Below are 17,566 nucleotides of genomic sequence, written 5' to 3'. Positions count from 1 at the left end.
CCCTCAAGGGGGGAGATTGGCTTCGGCGCTTCGGTTCTTTCTGCGCCGCTGGAGATTGGCGAAAGCCAGGATGACGGCTGATCTCCCCCCTTGTGGGGGAGATGTCCGGCAGGACAGAGGGGGGCGCTGTCCCGCCAGCGTTGCAGAGTGCCCAGGTGAGGCCACCTCGCTGTGAACGAGCTGTTGACCTCACACGTCACCCCAGCGCCTCCTCGATAATCCGGCCAAGCTCCGGCGCGATCGCGGACAAATCCTCCTCGTCCTTGATAAGCACACCGATGGCGCGGCGGAAGGCTTGCGGCCATGGGCTGCCGCCTTTCTCCAGTATGGTGGCGGCGTTGGCCCATTCTACGGCCTCGGAGATGCCGGGCGGCTTGGCCAGCGGGCGGACGCGGATCTCCTCCACAGCGGCCGCCACGGCGCGGGCGGTGGTCTCGGCGACATCGCCGGCGCGCAGCATGATGATGGCGGCTTCGCGCTCGGCGTCGGGATAGCCGATCCAGTGATAGACGCAGCGCCGACGCAGCGCCTCCGCCAGTTCGCGGGTTCGGTTCGAGGTCAGGATGACGATCGGCTGCGCCTCGGCGCGGATCGTGCCGCGCTCAGGGATGCTGATTTGGAAATCGGAAAGGAATTCGAGAAGCAGCGCTTCGAATTCGTGGTCGGAGCGGTCGATCTCGTCGACCAGCAGCACGCGCTGCTCCGGCGCCCGCAGCACCTGCAGCAATGGCCGCGCGATCAGAAAGCGGTCGTCGTAGATGTCGATCTCATGCTCGCCGGCATGGCGGATGGCGAGCAGCTGGCGCTGGTAGTTCCATTCGTAGAGCGCGTGTGCTGCGTCGATGCCTTCATAGCATTGCAGCCGCACCAGATCTCGGCCGAGGAGCTGTGCGACCGCCTTGGCAGCTTCGGTCTTGCCGACGCCGGGCGCGCCTTCCAGCAGCAGCGGCTTGCCGAGCCGTATCGCCAGGAAGATGGCGGTGGCCAGGCTGTCGTCGGCGAGGTAGCGCGAAGCAGCGAGATGCTGTGCCACTGCCTCCGGCGAGGTCGCGACAGTCACGGCATTCGGCTCCTGCATGTCGTCCTCAGTTCGCCGCTTGCGCCTTCAGCGCGCGCAATATGCGCTCCGGTGTGATCGGCAGCGTGTCGATGCGCACGCCGACGGCGTCGAAGACGGCATTGGCAACCGCGGGGATCTGCGGGTTCGCGCACATTTCGCCTGGTCCTTTGGCACCGTAAGGACCATCCGCCGACGGCCGCTCCAGCACGATGATCTCGGTTTGGGCGAGATCGCCCGGTCCCGGCATCAGATACTGGTTGAAGTCGGTGCCGCCATGGTCGCGGTTGGGATAATAGGGCTCGGTCGTTTCGTAGAGCGCGTGGCTGATGCCCATCCAGGAACCGCCGACCAGTTGCTGCTCGACCATTTTCGGGTTCAGCGCGCGGCCGATCTCAAAGACGTTCTTCACGGTCAGCACCGTAACCTCGCCCGTCTCGTCATCGACCTCGACTTCGGCCACCGTGCAGGCATGGGCGTAGCAGGTCGACGGCTTCATCGCGCCGGTCTCTTTCTCCGGATAGGAGCGCGGGATCAGGAACATGCCGCGCCCGGATATCGAGCGCCCGCGCTTGAAATGCGCCGACAAGGCGACATCGAAGATCGAGATCGACTTTTGCGGCGCGCCCTTGACCAGAATATTGCCCTGGCCGTCAGTCTCAAGGTCGGAAGCGTTGACCTCCAGCTCTTCCGCCGCCACTTCCAACATCACCTGGCGCGCTTCCTTGGCCGCCTGGATGACGGCATTGCCGGCGCGGTGGGTGCCGCGCGAGGCGAAGGTACCCATGCAGTGCGGACCGGTGTCGGTGTCGGCGGTGTCGATGGTAACCCGGTCCGTCGGCACGCCGATGGTCTCGGCGCAGATCTGCGCCATGATCTGCTTCAAGCCCTGACCGAGATCGACGCTGGAAAGCGTCACCATGAAATTGCCGGTCGGCGTCGAATGCACCAGCGCCTGCGTCGGGTCGCCGCCAAGGTTCATGCCCGTCGGATAGTTGATCGCGGCGACGCCGCGTCCGCGCCTTAGCGCCATCTCAAGCTCCCTTCTTGTAGGAGGACATCGCCATATACTTCTCCGCCACAGGCCAGTTGGAGGCGCGCGACGCCTCCTGCATGCACTCGATCAGCGCCGCTCCTTCGGTCGGCTGGCGATGCGCCTTCATGTCGCCATCGCGATAGGCGTTGATGAAGCGGAATTCGAGCGGGTCCATGCCGATCAGCCGCGCCAGCTTGTCCATCTGCACCTCAAGCGCGAAGTCGCCGATGGTGACGCCGAAGCCGCGCATCGCGGAGGAGGGGGTGCGGTTGGTGTAGACGCAGTAGGTGTCGATCCAGACATTGGGAATGGTGTAGGGGCCGGGATAGTGCGCCGCTCCCTTCTGCGCGCCATAAGGCGAGTGGCGCGAATAGGCGCCGGCATCGGTGTAGCCGGTCACCTTGCGAGCCACGATGCGGCCATCGTTCATCACGCCATCCTTGATGATTATCTTTTCGGCCGCTCGGGGTGACGAGATCTGCATCTCCTCCTCGCGGCTGTAGATGAAGGAGACGGGACGTCCTGTGAGCTTGGCGCCAAGAATGGCGATCGGCTCGACGATGACGTCGACCTTGCCGCCAAAGCCGCCGCCGACAGTGCCGCCGACGAAATGCAGTTTTGAGCCGGGCATCTGCAGGATGATCGAGGCGTTGTCGAGGGTGAAGAACATCGCCTGGGTGTTGGTGTAGCAGGTGAAGCGGTCATTGCCTTCGGGCACCACGACGCAACCGGTGGTCTCGGTCGGCGCATGCTCGATGGGCGAGGATTGATAACTCTGTTCGAGGATGTGGTCGGCGCCGGCGAAGCTCGCCTCGACATCGCCGAAGCGCACCTTGCGGCATTCGCCGCGGTCATAGAGGTAATAATTCTGGCCGTGATATTCGTTGACCAAAGGCGCGCCGGGCTTCAGCGCTTCTTCCATGTCGAAGACGGCCGGCAGCACCTCATAATCGACCTTGACCTTGGCTGCCGCTTCCTGAGCCGCTCGCTCGGTCTCGGCCAGCACCGCCACCACCGCCTCGCCCTTCCAGCGTACCTTGCCGTCGGCCAGCACCGTCTCGTCTTCCGGTCCGACCTGGATCAGGATCAGGATGGTGTAGACATTGTGCGGCACATCCTTGGCGGTGAGGATTTTCACCACGCCGGGATGCTTCTCCGCTTCGGAAGTGTCGATCGAACGGATGCGGGCATGGTGGTGCGGACTGCGCACCATTTTCAGGTGAAGCATATTCGGGAAGTTGCGGTCGGCGAAATAGGCGGTCTTGCCCGTCACATGGCCCTGCGAATCCAGCCGAGGCCGCCCATGGCCGATCTCGTGCAGGCCGTCCTTGCGCTGATCGGCGAAATAGTTTTTGCGCAGTTCCATTCTTTTGGTCCTTAGGCCGCGTTCTGCGAATTGGCTCGGGCCGCGGTCAGCACCGCCTGGATGATCGGCTCGTAGCCGGTGCAGCGGCAGATGTTGCCGGACAGCGCCTCGCTCACATCCTCGCGGCTCGGATTGGGCGTGTGGTCGAGCAGCACCTTGGCGGCCATGATCATGCCCGGCGTGCAGAAGCCGCATTGCGTGGCGAAGGCATCGAGGAAGGCACGCTGCAGCGGGTGCAGCACGCCGGCCTCGGCGAGGCCCGATGTGGTGCGGATGTCGGCGCCGCTGCAGGTCTCGGCCAGGATCAGGCAAGAGAGACGGAGTTCGCCGTCGATGATGACCGAACAGGCGCCGCAGGTGCCCTGGTGGCATCCGCCCTTGGGCGAGGTGTCGCCGATCTTGTCGCGCAGCGCGTGCAGCAGTGTCGTGCCGCTGTCGACAAATTCGGCCTTCTCCGAGCCGTTGAGCGTGAACTGAACCGGAACCTTTGCCATGTTTTCCTCCCAGCGCGCCTGCCCGATTGATCGGACAGACGCGCGCCCCCCAAGCGGTGGTTAAGTAAGCAGCAGCCGGCCGAGATGGACCGGGAGAACCTCGGCGCGATACCAGGCGCTGGCGATCGGATCGGTGATTGGCGAAGTGCCTTCACCGGCTGCAGCCAGCGCCGCTGCGATGCCGCCCTGGTCAAGCCTGCTGCCGATCAGTGCCTTTTCCGCAGCGCGGGCGCGCATCGGCCGGTCTGCCATGCAGCCGAGCGCGATCCGCGCCGAGGAGACAGTGCCGTCGCCGGCCTGTTCGAGAACGGCGGCGATGCTGAGCACCGAGACGCCCTTCGGCTTGACCCGCGACACTTTCAGAAAGCGGAAATTCTCAGCCTTCGGCAGTGCGAAGGCGACTGACGTGACGATGGCGCGGCTGCCGTCCCGCTTGGCCAGGAAATCCTCGATAGGCAATTCCCCATCATCGGTGCCAACCGTCGCATCCAGCGCCAGCAGGGCGACAGCGAAATCACCGTAGGGCGCGGGTGCGAACAGATTGCCGCCGACAGTCGCCATATTGCGGATTGCCGGGCCGCCGACGGCGCGTGCGGCCTTGGACAGCGCCGCAAGCTCCGGATGGCGGGCGATAGCCGCCATCGTCACCGAAGCGCCTATGCGGACCTTGCCGCCGGCAACAGTGATCCCGGAAAGGGTCGGATCGGTCGAGCGGACAAGGCCGGAGACGGAGATATCGCCTTCATTGGCGGCGCGCACGACCAGTGTGCCGCCGCCGAGATAGCGGGTGCCGGGCGCCTTCAGCGCCGAGTTGGCATCCCTGACGGCCGAAAAGGTCTGGAGGGCAAGCGCCATGGCAGTCTCCCCTGACTCAGCTCTGGCCAGAAAAATGGCTCTTCAACGCATTGAAGCCACCCTGGAAGACATTGGCGGCCATGCCGGCGGCGATCTTGTCGGCCTCGTCGGGTGCCGCGTCGAAGCTCGCGGTCCATTCGGCATAGGTGCGGTCGCCGTCTGTCACGCGGCGCAATTGCAGCGTCGCCTTGTGATTGGTCAGCGGTTGCGGCGTTTCGAGGATCGAATAGCTGACGCGGAAATCCGCATCGGAGAAGTCGAGCAGTTTTTCGCGGATACGCGCGCCGCTGGCGAGCTCGAAACTACGCACGCAGCCGATGGTTTCGGCGCTCTTGCCGTCTTCGATATGGCTCTTGACCATGCGCGGATGCCAGCCCGGCAGGCCGTTGAAGTCGCGGATGCGCGCCCAGACCTTTTCGACCGGCGCGTCGATGACGCTGGAGACGGTGACTTCAGCCATATGATCATTCCCCTACGAATTCGATACGCTGCAGGGTAGGGCGGCGGCCGGCGCTGCGCTTATCAATGGGTCTTGCGGCCCTATCAAGGAGTCTGAAAAACGAGCGGCTTGGCTCAGGCCATGGCCCGCGCCGCCTCGCGGTAAAGCGTCGGCGGCACCCCGACATGGTCGCGGAAGAAGCGCGAGAAATTGCCCTGGGTGGTGAAGCCGAGATTGCAGGCGACCGAGATCAGCGGCTCCTGCGACCACTGCAGCTGCCGCACGGCTTCCTCCATGCGCAGCGTGTTCCAGTAGACATTGGGCGTCAGATTGGTCTGTTCCTTGAATAAAGCAAAGAAGTGCGGCCGCGACAGGCCGACGCTGCGGGCGACGTCGTCGAACGAGATGCGTTCGCAGACATTGGCCTTCATCAGCTGGATTGCCTTGCGGACGCGGAAATCCTGCATTGTGTTGACCCGGATGCGCGCCTCCTGCGGCGCCGAGGCGTCGGCGGCGTCGAGCAGGCTATCGATGAAGCGCTCGATCTCGTAATTGGCGACGTCGTCGATGCTTTCATTATCGCTCAAATGGTCGAGCAGGTTGGCGGCGGCCTGATGCAGCCAGGGTTCGAGCGTGATTGCAGCCTGTGCAAACAACGGCGCCGACGAAGGCAGGTCGCGGCGCCGGCGCGCCCAATCCGGATCGATGTAGAAGGCGAGGAACAGGCCGGGCCTGCCGTTCTGCCACAGAATGTGGCTGTGCGGCTGGTAGGAATTGATGCCGGCGGCGGTGCCGGGACCCAGCGGCACCGTCTCGCGGCCGACGGTCATCTCGCCGGCCGTGCCCTCCAGCCAGATGATGATGTGGGCCTCGACATGCGCATGGGTGACGAAGTCGCTGGCGACATTCAGGACAGAAACATGTCCGAACCGGCCCCAATAGAGCCTGATCGCGTCCGTCATGGGTTATACCTCCCGCAGACGACTGGCCTCCCTTCGCCTGCAACGGGATTGTGCGGCTGAGTTCGGGGTCGCGTCAAGGCGCGGGGCGAAAGCCGCTGTGTGCTGCCGGCCGCAGTGGTGGATTTTCAGACTGAGCGATAGGGTTTCCCGTCAAACCGAAGCCGTCATGCCGCCGTCGACATAAAGCGTATGGCCGTTGACGAAGGATGAGGCGTCGGAGGCGAGGAACACGGCGGCGCCGATCAGTTCGTCGACATACCCCCAGCGGCCAGCCGGCGTGCGCTTTTCCAGCCAGGCGGAGAATTCCTGGTTGTCGACCAGCGCCTGGTTCATCTCGGTGCGGAAATAGCCGGGGGCGATGGCATTGATCTGCAAGCCGTATTTCGCCCAGTCGGTGCACATGCCACGTGTCAAATTGCGGATTGCGCCCTTGGTGGCCGTATAGGGCGCGATGTTGGGCCGGGCGAGTTCGCTCTGCACCGAGCCGATGTTGATGATCTTGCCCTTGCCGCGCGCGATCATATTGCGGGCGACCGCCTTGCCGGCATGGAAGGCGCCGGAGACATTGGTCTTGAACAGCCGCTCCCACTGCTCCTCGGGAAAGTCCTCGAGCGGAGCGCGGAACTGCACGCCGGCATTGTTGATCAGGATGTCGATGGCGCCGATCTCGGCCTCGATGCGGGCGACATCGGCATCGACCGCGCGAAAATCCGTCACGTCGAAGGTCGAGGGGTGCGCTTTGAAGCCGGCGTCGCGCAAGCCGGCGACAGCACCGGCAACCTTGCCGGCATCGCGGCCGTTGAGCACGACACTTGCGCCATGCTCGGCAAGGCCGCGCGCCAGCGCCAGGCCGATGCCCTGGCCGGAGCCGGTGATCAGCGCCAGCCGGCCGTTGAGCTCGAACAGGGATTTCGATGTCAAGGCAACGGTTTCCAGCCGAAAGGTTCAGTCCAAAAACATTCAGTCATTGCGCCTGAAGTTGCGGATCCGGTCGAACAGCACCGCGAGCAGGATGGCGCCGCCGATGAACACGCCTTGCCAGAAAGCATTGATGCCGAGCAGACCAAGGCTGTTGCGGATCACCTCGATGAGCGCGGCACCGACAATGGCGCCGAAAGCGGTGCCGACGCCGCCGGCGAGATTGGCGCCGCCGATGACGGTGGCTGCGATGACCTGCAGTTCCATGCCGGTTCCGAGATTGGTGGTGACGGCGCCAAGCCATCCGGTCTGGATGATGCCGGCAATGCCCGCCGCCAGCGCCGAGATCATATAGACGGCGACCTTGATCTGCTTGACGGGAACGCCGGTCAGCGTCGCCGCGTGCTCATTGCCGCCAATGGCGAAGATGTGGCGGCCAAACTTGGTCCAGCGCAGCGTGAATCCGGTGATCAGCGCCAGAAGGATCATGTAGAGGACCGGATTGGCGATGCCGAACACCCAGGCGCCGCCGCCCAGCGCCAGAAGCTTGTCGTGATCCGGGCCGAACTGGAAGACGACGGTGTTGTTGGAGGCGACCATGGCGAGGCTGCGGGCAATCGACAGCATGCCGAGCGTCACCACGAAGGGTGGAAAGCCGAGATAGGCGATCATGATGCCGTTGAAGGCGCCTATGGCGAGCGCAGTGGCGATCGAGGCGAGGATGCCGACTTCTATGGAGTAGCCGGCATGCATGGTGACGGCCAGCACCATCGACGACAGGCAGAGCACCGATCCAACCGACAGGTCGATGCCGCCGGTGATGATGACGAAGGTCATGCCGAGCGCGATGATGGCGACGAAGGTGATGTTGCGGGTGATGTTGTAAAGGTTCTTCGACGTGGCGAAGGCGTCGGTGGCAAAAGACAGGAACAGGCAGGCCAGGATGACCGCGATCACCACCCAGAAGGTCTGGCTGGCAAACAGTCTTGCCGGCAAGGATTGCTGTTTTTGTTCGATCGGCTGGTCAATTGTCAGTGCCATCGTCGACCTTCATGTGCTGTGCGTGGTGAAATTCGCTGAGATCAAACCTGTTCGATGGCGCCGGTGATCAGCCCGGTGACTTCCTCGGGCGAACTTGACGCAATCGTCTTGTCGGCGACCTTGCGGCCGCGCCGCATGACGATGACGCGGTCGGCAACGGTGAACACGTCAGGCATGCGGTGGCTGATCAGCACCACTGCGATGCCTTGGTCGCGCAAATGGCGGATCAGGTTCAGCACTTCGGCGACCTGGCGCACCGAGATCGCGGCCGTCGGTTCGTCCATCAACACGATCTTGGCCTGCGACAGCATGGTGCGGGCAATCGCTACTGCCTGGCGCTGGCCGCCCGACATCTGCTTGACGAGGTCGCGCGGACGGGTCTCGGACTTCAACTCGGCGAAGAGCTGGCCGGCGCGCTTGTACATGGCGGCATAGTCGAGGATGCGTAAAGGGCCGAGGCCGCGGCGCAATTCACGGCCGAGATAGACATTGGCGGCGGCGGTCAGATTGTTGCACAGCGCCAGGTCCTGGTGGACGATCTCGATGCCGTGCTGGCGAGCTTCCGCCGGCTTGTGCAGGATCAACTCCTTGCCGTCCATGCGCATGACGCCATGGCTGGGGCGGAAATTGCCGGCGATCATCTTGACCAGTGTCGACTTGCCGGCGCCGTTGTCGCCCATCAGGCCGACCACCTGTCCGGGCTCGATCGACAGCGATACGTCGTTGACCGCCTGGATGGCGCCGAAATGCCTCGAGATATTGGTGAGTTCGAGAACCGCCACCAGTCTTTGCCTCCCCGTGTTTTGCGACCCGCTGCTGTTCCCGGCGTGAATGCCGGCGCTGCTTTGGCCCCGCTCTCCCCATCTCCTCCCGGAAACAGCGTCAGCGTTCTTTTACGCAAAAGCCGGCGCTCGTCAATCAATTGTCGGACGAATTGAAGCGTTGGTTATCCAAAAATCCGTTTTGTAGGACAAATAGCATTGACGTTGGCCGCAAGCCGATATTAGCTAAGCGTCGGAGGAGATTATGCCGATGCCGCTGGCGGTTAGCCGGGCGGAATCGGCGGAGGTTTATCGGTCGAGGTTGCGGCGCCACCCATGTGTTGAGCCGGGCCAATGCCGCATCTGGAAATGCTTATCGATCTGTCTTGGCGACACGAGTGCTCGTGAAACGAACCTCGGTCATTAAGCATCCGGTCGATCTGTGTGGCGGGCACGCCGTGTCCGTCTGTTTCAAGGGAGGACTGACATGAGGAAAACACTTTTGCTCGCCGCCGTCGCCGCCATGGCGCTGGGCGCCGGGCCGGCTTTGGCCAAGAAACAGCTCGTCATCGTGGTGAAGGGTCTCGACAATCCATTCTTCGAAGCCATCCACCAGGGTTGCGAGAAATGGAACAAGGAAAATGCCAGCTCGGAATATGAATGCTTCTACACCGGCCCGGCGTCGACCTCGGACGAGGCCGGCGAGGCGCAGATCGTTCAGGACATGCTGAGCAAGGCCGACACGGTGGCAATGGCGATTTCGCCATCCAACGCGCCGCTGATCGCTCAGACGATCAAGACCGCCAATCCGACGATCCCGATCATGACGCTCGACGCCGATCTCAGCAAGGAAGATGCCGCGCTGCGCAAGACCTATCTCGGCACCGACAACTATTTGATGGGTCACAAGATCGGCGAGTACATCAAGAAGGGCAAGCCGAACGGCGGCACGATCTGTACCATCGAAGGCAATCCCGCGGCCGACAACATCCTGCGCCGGGCGCAGGGCATGCGTGACGCGCTGTCGGGCAAGGAAGGCCTGGCGGCACTTGCCGGCGAAGGCGGCTGGACCGAAGTTGCCGGTTGCCCGGTGTTCACCAATGACGACGGCGCCAAGGGCGTGCAGGCGATGACCGACATCCTCGCCGCCAATCCCAAGCTCGACGCCTTCGGCATCATGGGCGGCTGGCCGCTGTTTGGCGCACCGCAGCCCTATCGCGACCTGTTCGGGCCGCTCAAGGACCGCATCGCCAGCAACGACTTCGTCATCGGTGCCGCCGATACGATCGGCGATGAAGTGGCGATCGCCCGTGACGGCCTTGTAACTGCTCTGGTTGGTCAGCGGCCGTTCGAAATGGGCTACAAGGCACCATCGGTGATGATCGATCTGGTCGAAGGCAAGGCCGTCGCCGATCCGGTGTTCACCGGCCTCGACGAATGCACCAAGGACACGGTCGACACCTGCATCCAGAAGTAGGTTCTCGATTTCGGGGCGCCCTTTGACGGGCGCCCCGTCTCTTCCCGGACGGACGCAACGGTTGGGGCAGCAGGCTCCGGCTTTGACGCGTCTGTAGTTTGGATTTTCGGCAACGAGATCGGCGCGCCGTGCAGGTTCGGACCAGTCCGGACGCAGACGGCCGACGCATTGGAACGTGAATGCCGGACGAGAAATCAAAGAAGCGAGCCGAGCGGGCCAAGGCACAAGCCAGCCGCGGTCCGGCTGTCATGCGCAGGGCCGGTGCCGCGCATTTTCCGGGAGCGAGCGTCCATGTCTCGCTGGCCGGCGAGATCGGCCTCAGAATCGTGCGAGGCGATTATCCGCCCGGCACGATTCTGCCCAACGAGGCCAAATGGGCCGAGACCTTCGATGTCAGTCGTTCGGCGGTGCGCGAAGCCATCAAGATGCTGATGGCCAAAAGCCTGCTGGCTTCACGGCCCAAGATCGGCAGCTGGGTCGAGCCCAGGGAACGCTGGAACCTGCTCGACCGCGATGTGCTGGCCTGGTACGCGACCGGGCCGGACCGGGAGGCCTTCCTGCGCACGGTGCAGGAGTTCCGTCACATCATCGAGCCGGAAGCGTCGGCCTTTGCCGCCACGCGGCGCAGCGACGAGCAGATGGACGAGATCAGCCAAGCCTGTCGTGAGATGGGCGAGGCTTTGAACCTGCAGGAGCGTATCCGCGCCGACACGCGTTTTCACCTCGCCATATTGCGCGCCTCGGGCAACGATCTGCTGGTGCCGCTTGGCGTTCTGATCGAGTCGGCGCTCGATCATCTCTTTGTCTTCGTCACACGCGAGACCAGCGATCAGCGGCGGGCGCAGGCGCTGCATGAGGCGATCGAGAAGAACATCCGCCTGCAGCGTCCTGCGGCCGCGCGCAATGCGGTGCACAAACTGCTCGCCAACACCGACGATGTTATCGGCCGGTCGAGGCGCTGACACAGGCTTTTCGCCACCTCAAATCGTCTGCTTCTTGCCATCCTTGCTGGGCATCAGGTCGACGCCGTTGACCTTGCCGATATATGTCGCCAGCATCGGCACGAATTGCTCGGCCGGGCCAGTGGCATGGGCACCGGCGAAGGAGTTCTTGGTGGCGTTGCCGAGCGGGTTGGCGATGCCGGCCGCACCCGCCATCGATTCCAGATAGGTCAGGTCCTTGAAGGCGTTGGCGATGGTGAATTTATGCGCGTCGCGGTCGCCCTCCAGCGTCCAGCGCATGAAGGTCTGGTAGAAGCCGCAATCCATGCGGCCGTTGCGGATGACGCTGTCGAAACGCGGTGGCGAGATGCCGACCTTCTCGGCCAGCGCCAGCGCCTCGGAATAGATCGCGGCATAGCCCAGCGAGATGAAGTTGTTGAGCAGCTTCATGCGGTGGCCGTCACCGGTATCGCCAATATGGACGATGCGGCCGGCCCAGGTTTCGATGACCGGCTTCACACGGGCAAACAGCGCGTCGGGCGCGCCGACCATGGCGTCGAGCGTGCCTTCCCAGGCTTCCTTCGGGGTGCGGCTGAGCGGTGCATCGACGAAGTCGACGCCGATCTCCTTCAGTTCCGCCGCCAGCGCTACCGTCGAGACCGGATCGGCGGTCGAGCAGTCGACGACAACCGAGCCTCTTTTCAGGCCCTCCTTGAGGCCGCCGGGGCCACGGATGATGGCTTCGACCTCGCGCGAGCCGGTGACGCAGATGAAGACGATATCGGATGCCGCTGCCACCTCACGCGAGGTGGCCACTTCCTTCGCACCGCGGCCAGCCAAGTCTTCCGCCGGCTTGCGGTTCTTGCGGCCGAGGAAGGTCAGGCCATAGCCCTTGTCCACGATGTTCTTGGCAATGCCGTGCCCCATCAGGCCAAGGCCGATAAAGCCGATCTTTTCGCTCGCGGCGGTCGTGGTCATGTCTTGAAGTCCTGTTGCGATGATTGATAGTGGGCGCCGCCGTCTGGCGGGCGAGGGTGGTTGCGGAATGCCATATTGTCTGACAATACACGGAAATCCTAGGCATTGGAGACGAAAATGACGAAGCGGATCATGTTCACCGGCGGCAGCGGCAAGGCCGGTCGCCATGTCGTGCAATATCTGGTCGAACAGGGCTGCCAGGTGCTCAACATCGACACCAGGCCGCTCGACAATCCCAAGGTACGCACGCTGATCACCGACATCACCGACAGCGGCCAGGTGTTCAACGCGCTGTCGAGCTATATGGGTCTGCACGAATTCGACCCGTCGCTGCGCCCGCAGCCGGTCGATGCCGTGGTGCACTTCGCCGCCATACCGCGCATCATGATCACGACCGACAATGAGGTGTTCCGCATCAATGCGATGGGCACCTACAACGTCATCGAGGCGGCGGTGAAGCTTGGCATCCCCAAGGTGGTGATCGCGTCCAGCGAGACCACCTACGGCGTGGTGTTCGCCAATGAACCGCGCGACCCCAAATATTTTCCCCTCGATGAAGAATACGACGTCGATCCGATGGACAGCTATGCTCTGTCCAAGGTCGTCAACGAGCACACGGCGCGCGCCTTTGCGCAGCGCAACGGCACCGATATCTATGCGTTGCGCATCGGCAACGTCATCGAGCCGCACGAATATTCGCTGTTTCCGAAGTGGTTTGCCGATCCGGGCTTTCGCAAGCGCATCGCCTGGAGCTATGTCGACGCGCGCGATCTCGGCCAGATCGCGCTGCGCGCCGTTGAAACGGACGGGCTCGGCTTCCAGGTGTTCAACGCCGCCAATGACGACACCTCGTCCGACCTGCCGACAGCGGAACTGTTGAAGCGGTTTTATCCCGACGTGCCGGTCAAGACGAAGCTCGGCGAATATGAAACGCTGCTTTCCAACCGCAAGGCCAGGGACATGCTCGGCTTCCGTCCCGAGCACAGCTGGCGCAAATACGTCAAATAGGACTGGCAAATTGGGCTTTGGGGCAAGGTTGTAACCTGATCTGTGCACAGGCGCAGGCTTTGCCGTCTGCGCCCGGCACTCTGCTTGACAGCTTTCGAAATCCGGACTTTGTGGACGCATGAGGGACGGAAAGCCGAATAAGGGAACGAAGCCTGAAAAGGGGGCATCCGCCGAGCGCCCGGCGGCCCTTCGCCGGGCTGACGCGACCCGGATGCCCGGCACCAGCGTGCATGCGTCACTGGCCAGCGAAATCGGGCTTCGGATCGTGCGCGGCGACTATCCGCCGGGCACCATCCTGCCCAATGAAGCCAAATGGTCCGAAACCTTCAACGTCAGCCGCTCGGCGGTGCGTGAGGCGATCAAGATGCTGATGGCCAAAAGCCTTCTGGCATCGCGCCCCAAGATCGGCAGCTGGGTGGAGCCCAGGGAGCGCTGGAACCTGCTCGATCGCGATGTGCTCGCCTGGTACGCGACCGCGCCCGACCGTGAGGTGTTCCTGAAGACGGTGCAGGAATTCCGCCATATCATCGAGCCGGAAGCGACTGCCTTCGCCGCCATGCGACGCACCGAAGAGCAGATGGCCGAGATCAGCCAGGCCTGCCGCGAGATGGGCGAGGCGCCGAGCCTGCAGGAGCGCACGCGCGCCGATACGCGTTTCCATCTGGCCATCCTGCGCGCCTCCGGCAACGATCTGCTGGTGCCGCTCGGCGTGCTGATCGAATCCGCCTTCGATCATCTGTTCACCTATACGACGCGCGAACTCGACGATCTGCAGCATGCACAGCAACTGCACGAGGCGATCGAGAAGGCCATCCGCCTGCAGCGGCCGGAGGCGGCCCGCAACGCGGTGCGCAAGCTGCTCGCCAATACCGACGGCGTCATCAACACCCGGTAGGATATGCTGATATTCAGGTGAGGCCGGCCTGCAAACGCCGGCTTTCTGCGCTTCCGGTGCTCACTTACTTAAGTACGCTCCGCTCCGGTTCTCGAAATCCAACGTTTTCGGCGCGGCCTGACCTGAATCTCAACACATCCTGCGAGCGCTCAGCCGGCCTGCGAAGTGGCCAGGTGCTGCCTGGTCAGCGCGACCAGCAGCGCCTGGTCGCGGGCGGCGTGCTCGGGGCGGTTGACCACCTCGTCGCCATTGACGATCGCACCCCAGAAGCCGCGCAGTTCCTCGACGAAGGCTTCGCCGTAGCCGGCACGCAGATCCCTTGTCGACAGTGTGTGGCCGTCCGAGGTCTTCACAGTCAGCCGGGTCGGATGATGGTTGAGCCAGGGCGAGGGGAATTCGAGCTCAAGGCTGGCATCGTCGAAGAAGAGCGTGATGCGTTCCTTGTAGTCGGCGAGCTTCGGCACGGTGAGATGCGTCATCGTCCACAGCGCCTGGCCGTCGAGCAGTTTTACCGCGCCCTGGCCGCCATCGCCATTGGCGAAGATCTGCGCGCCGACAACCTCGCCCTCCGGCACGCTGAGCGCGTCGAGCAGGCCGTGCACGGCATTCACATCGTGAATCAAGGCGGAGCTGTAAGCGCCGGTAAACCCACGGAAAGCCAGATCGGTCATGGGCTGGCCGATGGCGCGCTCGACCTGTTGTTTCTGCCTGGCTTGCGCGGCGGCAATCAGCTCCTCGGGAATGTCGTTGCCGCGCTTGTAGCGCTGGTGGGCGATGAACGGCCAGGCATCGGGATCGTTGACCTCGACCGAGACGGACCGCAACGTCTTTGCCGTGCCGGGCAGCGAGGCCAGCGCCAGCCGGTAGCTCGGATCGAAGCGCTTCATATAGCCGACCTGCATGACCTTGCCGGCCTTGTCGCGCGCGGCGATGATCTCGGCGATTTCCGCCGGGGAATAGCAGAGCGGCTTTTCGCAGAAGACATGCAGGCCGCGCCCGAGTGCGGCCAGTACCTGCTCGTGATGCAGCGGGTCGGGCGAGCCGATGACGACGGCGTCGAGCTTCTGGCCGAACAGTTGCTCCGGCGTTTCGAAATTGGCGATGCCGTGAATTTCGCTGACATATTCCCGCGAAATCCTTGACGGGTCGGCAACGCCGACCAGTTCGAACAGGTCGCCGAGCCGCAACAGGTTTGGAATATGCTCGACCTGCGAAATCATGCCGGCGCCGATGACGCCGACGCGTATCCTGCTCATGCTGTTAATACTCTCTGCAAAAGTGTTCCAGGCTCAGGGTGCGGCGGCCGGCCGGTTGCCGATCTGCGCCAACAGCCCGGCAATCTCAGCTTCCACCGCCTTCAAATCCTCGCCGCCCGACATGATGGAAATCACCTCGTCGCGCGAGATCTCGGACTTGGCGTATGTACCGCGATTGCGGCCGCGGTTGAGCAGCGTGAAAGTGTCACCGACAGGGTAGGCGTGGTGGATGTTGTGGCTGATGAAGATCACGGCCAGGCCGCGCATGCGCGCCTCGATGATGAATTTCAGCACCATCGCCGCCTGATGCACGCCGAGCGCCGAGGTCGGTTCGTCCAAAATCAGCACCTTGGCGCCGAAATGCACGGCGCGTGCGATCGCCACCGACTGGCGCTCGCCGCCCGACAGCGTGCCGACGGCCTGCGTCGGGTCGCGCACGTCGATGCCGATATCGGCCATCGCCTGGCGGGCAATTGTGTTGGCGCGCTCCTTGTCGAAGCGCGAGAAGGGCAGGCGGCTTCTGGTCGGCTCGCGGCCGAGGAAGAAGTTGCGCGTGATCGACATCAGCGAGATCATGCCGAGGTCCTGGAAGACCGTCGCGACGCCGAGGTCCTGCGCGTCGCGCGGGCTGCGGAACGTGACGGGCTTGCCGTCGACGAAAATCTCGCCCTTGGTCGGCCGGTGCACGCCCGACAGAACCTTGATCAGCGTCGACTTGCCGGCGCCGTTGTCGCCCAGCAAGCAGTGCACCTCGCCGGGATAGACCTTGATGTCGATATCCTGCAGCGCGCGCACCGAGCCGAAATTGACCGATACACCACGCAATTCCATGGCTGGCTGGATGGCCGGGGATGGGTTTGGATAGGTCATTTGCCACCTCCGCGTCCGAGCGCCTTGAGGCGGATGTAGTTGTTGACGAGCACGGCCATCAAGATGACGATGCCGAGGAAGACCTTGAACCAGTCGGTGTCGATGCCGGTGTAGAAGATGCCCATCTGCACCAGGCCGAAGATCAGCGCGCCGAACAGCACGCCATAGACGGTGCCGTAGCCGCCGGTGAGCAGCACGCCGCCGATGACCGCGGCGATGATCGCCTCGAATTCCTTGAGCAGGCCGCGCGTGGTGTCGGCGGAGCCGGCCTCCATCACCTGGATGGTGGCAAGCAAGGTCGCGGCACAGGCGGTGTAGATGAACAGCGCGATCTTAACCCGGTCGACCGGCACGCCGACATTGCGGGCGGCATTGAGGTCGCCGCCGGTGGCGAAGATCCAGTTGCCGTATTTGGTCTGGGTCAAGACATAGCCGGCAAGCGCTGTCAGTCCGAGCCACCAGACGATCGACATCGGAATGCCGACGACGAAGGGAATGCCGTCGGTGCGGGTGGCGATCCAACCTTGCGTGCCCATCCATTGGAAGAAGCCAGTCAGGAGATGGCCGTTGAACAGGCCCGCGGTTGCCGGGTCCGGCGCGCCGTCGAGGATGTAGGGGATCTGCGTGCGGCCGGTGACGGCGCGGGTGATGCCGATCGACAGGCCGCGCAGGATGTAGAGCGACGCCAGCGTCACGATGAAGGAGGGCAGGCGGGTCTTCACAACGATCAGGCCGTTGACGTAGCCGGTGAGGATGGCGACAGCGAAGGCGCAGGCGATGCCGCCCCACAGCGGCAAGCCCCAATATTTCACCGTCAGTCCGATGACGACGCCGGCGAAGCCGACCATCGAGCCGACGGAGAGATCGAACTCGCCGGCGATGATGAGAAGGGCTGCGGCCGTGGCGATGATGCCGAGTTCGGCTGCCAGCGTCAGGAAGGTCATCGACCCCTGTAGCGAATAGAGGTTCGACGCACCCGGCAGCAGGGCGAAGATGATGACGGTGGCGATGAGGCCGCCGGCGGCACCGGCTTCGGGCCGGCGCAGCCATTGCGTCAGCCGGCCGGTGCTGGCCAGCCGCTCGTCAGTGCCGGCAGCCCGTTTCGACGTCATGCCGAAACGGTCCTTGCCCAGTACCCCGGGGGCCGGCGCTTCTGGAGGTATCGCCTTGTCTTCCACAACAGCCATTAGGCTCCCCAATCGCTCACTTCGC

18 protein-coding genes are annotated in these 17,566 nt (G+C 63.6%); 4 read left to right on the top strand and 14 right to left on the bottom strand.

Translation table 11 applies throughout. From position 1 onward, the window contains the following. Positions 1-196 precede the first annotated feature (196 nt). The 10 genes from X728_RS160430 to X728_RS160475 all read right to left on the bottom strand — a co-directional run bounded on the left by X728_RS160430 (position 197) and on the right by X728_RS160475 (position 9,001). Positions 197-1,078 carry a MoxR family ATPase gene (locus tag X728_RS160430; RefSeq protein ID WP_023830804.1) on the bottom strand — a complete coding sequence of 294 codons (882 nt, stop codon included), beginning with the start codon at positions 1,076-1,078 and terminating at the stop codon, positions 197-199. A gap of 7 nt (positions 1,079-1,085) precedes the next feature. Next, positions 1,086-2,090 (bottom strand): molybdopterin cofactor-binding domain-containing protein, encoded by a 1,005-nt coding sequence (locus tag X728_RS1000000172040; protein ID WP_023733134.1) that lies wholly within the window; start codon positions 2,088-2,090, stop codon positions 1,086-1,088. A gap of 1 nt (position 2,091) precedes the next feature. Continuing rightward, positions 2,092-3,459 (bottom strand): xanthine dehydrogenase family protein molybdopterin-binding subunit, encoded by a 1,368-nt coding sequence (locus X728_RS1000000172035; RefSeq protein WP_023830803.1) that lies wholly within the window; start codon positions 3,457-3,459, stop codon positions 2,092-2,094. Between the two features lie 11 nt (positions 3,460-3,470). Beyond that, on the bottom strand, positions 3,471-3,953 hold the full coding sequence (locus X728_RS160445; protein WP_023826543.1) for a (2Fe-2S)-binding protein: 483 nt from the start codon (positions 3,951-3,953) through the stop codon (positions 3,471-3,473). A gap of 60 nt (positions 3,954-4,013) precedes the next feature. Next, the gene (locus tag X728_RS160450) at positions 4,014-4,808 is read right to left on the bottom strand and encodes an FAD binding domain-containing protein (protein WP_023830802.1); all 795 of its coding nucleotides are present in this window, start codon (positions 4,806-4,808) and stop codon (positions 4,014-4,016) included. Positions 4,809-4,824: 16 nt separating this feature from the next. Beyond that, positions 4,825-5,268, bottom strand: a complete 444-nt coding sequence (locus X728_RS160455) for an SRPBCC family protein (protein ID WP_023746977.1) — start codon at positions 5,266-5,268, stop codon at positions 4,825-4,827. A 113-nt stretch (positions 5,269-5,381) separates the two neighbouring features. Further along, positions 5,382-6,209, bottom strand: a complete 828-nt coding sequence (locus X728_RS160460; RefSeq protein ID WP_023830801.1) for an AraC family transcriptional regulator — start codon at positions 6,207-6,209, stop codon at positions 5,382-5,384. 150 nt (positions 6,210-6,359) lie between these two features. Then, on the bottom strand, positions 6,360-7,130 hold the full coding sequence (locus X728_RS160465) for an SDR family oxidoreductase (protein ID WP_031194897.1): 771 nt from the start codon (positions 7,128-7,130) through the stop codon (positions 6,360-6,362). 39 nt (positions 7,131-7,169) lie between these two features. Continuing rightward, on the bottom strand, positions 7,170-8,168 hold the full coding sequence (locus tag X728_RS160470; RefSeq protein ID WP_023673048.1) for an ABC transporter permease: 999 nt from the start codon (positions 8,166-8,168) through the stop codon (positions 7,170-7,172). A gap of 41 nt (positions 8,169-8,209) precedes the next feature. Next, positions 8,210-9,001 carry an ATP-binding cassette domain-containing protein gene (locus X728_RS160475; protein ID WP_245259973.1) on the bottom strand — a complete coding sequence of 264 codons (792 nt, stop codon included), beginning with the start codon at positions 8,999-9,001 and terminating at the stop codon, positions 8,210-8,212. A gap of 415 nt (positions 9,002-9,416) precedes the next feature. Between X728_RS160475 and X728_RS160480 the strand changes: the two genes are divergently transcribed. Next, positions 9,417-10,406 carry a sugar-binding protein gene (locus X728_RS160480; RefSeq protein WP_023673050.1) on the top strand — a complete coding sequence of 330 codons (990 nt, stop codon included), beginning with the start codon at positions 9,417-9,419 and terminating at the stop codon, positions 10,404-10,406. 179 nt (positions 10,407-10,585) lie between these two features. Further along, positions 10,586-11,368, top strand: coding sequence for a FadR/GntR family transcriptional regulator (locus tag X728_RS160485; protein ID WP_023712091.1), 783 nt, complete (start codon positions 10,586-10,588; stop codon positions 11,366-11,368). 18 nt (positions 11,369-11,386) lie between these two features. Here the strand turns inward: X728_RS160485 and X728_RS160490 are convergent, their stop codons facing one another. Beyond that, the gene (locus tag X728_RS160490) at positions 11,387-12,325 is read right to left on the bottom strand and encodes an NAD(P)-dependent oxidoreductase (protein WP_023682235.1); all 939 of its coding nucleotides are present in this window, start codon (positions 12,323-12,325) and stop codon (positions 11,387-11,389) included. A gap of 117 nt (positions 12,326-12,442) precedes the next feature. Here X728_RS160490 and X728_RS160495 point away from each other — a divergent pair, with 117 nt between their 5' ends. Continuing rightward, positions 12,443-13,333, top strand: coding sequence for an NAD(P)-dependent oxidoreductase (locus X728_RS160495; RefSeq protein ID WP_023712090.1), 891 nt, complete (start codon positions 12,443-12,445; stop codon positions 13,331-13,333). Positions 13,334-13,451: 118 nt separating this feature from the next. Further along, positions 13,452-14,228 carry a FadR/GntR family transcriptional regulator gene (locus X728_RS160500; protein ID WP_023725423.1) on the top strand — a complete coding sequence of 259 codons (777 nt, stop codon included), beginning with the start codon at positions 13,452-13,454 and terminating at the stop codon, positions 14,226-14,228. A 149-nt stretch (positions 14,229-14,377) separates the two neighbouring features. On the opposite strand, the gene X728_RS160505 is transcribed toward X728_RS160500, so the two are convergent. From X728_RS160505 to X728_RS160515, 3 genes are read right to left on the bottom strand one after another with little or no spacing between them, the layout of a single operon-like run. Next, positions 14,378-15,484, bottom strand: coding sequence for a Gfo/Idh/MocA family oxidoreductase (locus tag X728_RS160505; protein WP_023673056.1), 1,107 nt, complete (start codon positions 15,482-15,484; stop codon positions 14,378-14,380). Positions 15,485-15,517: 33 nt separating this feature from the next. Further along, positions 15,518-16,354: an ATP-binding cassette domain-containing protein gene (locus tag X728_RS160510; protein WP_023712088.1), complete on the bottom strand. Its 837-nt coding sequence runs from the start codon at positions 16,352-16,354 to the stop codon at positions 15,518-15,520. Next, a complete protein-coding gene (locus X728_RS160515) occupies positions 16,351-17,541 on the bottom strand; it encodes an ABC transporter permease (protein WP_023829208.1) in 1,191 nt (396 codons plus the stop codon). Before X728_RS160515 ends, X728_RS160510 begins: the two co-directional genes overlap by 4 nt. Positions 17,542-17,566: the final 25 nt, after the last annotated feature.

It is taken from the genome of Mesorhizobium sp. L103C119B0 (genome assembly GCF_000502235.1).
GTDB lineage: Bacteria > Pseudomonadota > Alphaproteobacteria > Rhizobiales > Rhizobiaceae > Mesorhizobium.
The sequence above is the reverse complement of the archived record's forward strand: the minus strand, read 5'-3'. Positions and strand labels throughout refer to the sequence as shown.

Excerpts from the sequence above, each read along its gene's own strand:
- X728_RS160430 (WP_023830804.1), bottom strand. The coding sequence starts at position 1,078 with ATGCAGGAGCCGAATGCCGTGACTGTCGCGACCTCGCCGGAGGCAGTG.
- X728_RS1000000172040 (WP_023733134.1), bottom strand. The coding sequence starts at position 2,090 with ATGGCGCTAAGGCGCGGACGCGGCGTCGCCGCGATCAACTATCCGACG.
- X728_RS1000000172035 (WP_023830803.1), bottom strand. The coding sequence starts at position 3,459 with ATGGAACTGCGCAAAAACTATTTCGCCGATCAGCGCAAGGACGGCCTG.
- X728_RS160445 (WP_023826543.1), bottom strand. The coding sequence starts at position 3,953 with ATGGCAAAGGTTCCGGTTCAGTTCACGCTCAACGGCTCGGAGAAGGCC.
- X728_RS160450 (WP_023830802.1), bottom strand. The coding sequence starts at position 4,808 with ATGGCGCTTGCCCTCCAGACCTTTTCGGCCGTCAGGGATGCCAACTCG.
- X728_RS160455 (WP_023746977.1), bottom strand. The coding sequence starts at position 5,268 with ATGGCTGAAGTCACCGTCTCCAGCGTCATCGACGCGCCGGTCGAAAAG.
- X728_RS160460 (WP_023830801.1), bottom strand. The coding sequence starts at position 6,209 with ATGACGGACGCGATCAGGCTCTATTGGGGCCGGTTCGGACATGTTTCT.
- X728_RS160470 (WP_023673048.1), bottom strand. The coding sequence starts at position 8,168 with ATGGCACTGACAATTGACCAGCCGATCGAACAAAAACAGCAATCCTTG.
- X728_RS160480 (WP_023673050.1), top strand. The coding sequence starts at position 9,417 with ATGAGGAAAACACTTTTGCTCGCCGCCGTCGCCGCCATGGCGCTGGGC.
- X728_RS160485 (WP_023712091.1), top strand. The coding sequence starts at position 10,586 with ATGCCGGACGAGAAATCAAAGAAGCGAGCCGAGCGGGCCAAGGCACAA.
- X728_RS160490 (WP_023682235.1), bottom strand. The coding sequence starts at position 12,325 with ATGACCACGACCGCCGCGAGCGAAAAGATCGGCTTTATCGGCCTTGGC.
- X728_RS160495 (WP_023712090.1), top strand. The coding sequence starts at position 12,443 with ATGACGAAGCGGATCATGTTCACCGGCGGCAGCGGCAAGGCCGGTCGC.
- X728_RS160500 (WP_023725423.1), top strand. The coding sequence starts at position 13,452 with ATGAGGGACGGAAAGCCGAATAAGGGAACGAAGCCTGAAAAGGGGGCA.
- X728_RS160505 (WP_023673056.1), bottom strand. The coding sequence starts at position 15,484 with ATGAGCAGGATACGCGTCGGCGTCATCGGCGCCGGCATGATTTCGCAG.
- X728_RS160510 (WP_023712088.1), bottom strand. The coding sequence starts at position 16,354 with ATGACCTATCCAAACCCATCCCCGGCCATCCAGCCAGCCATGGAATTG.
- X728_RS160515 (WP_023829208.1), bottom strand. The coding sequence starts at position 17,541 with ATGGCTGTTGTGGAAGACAAGGCGATACCTCCAGAAGCGCCGGCCCCC.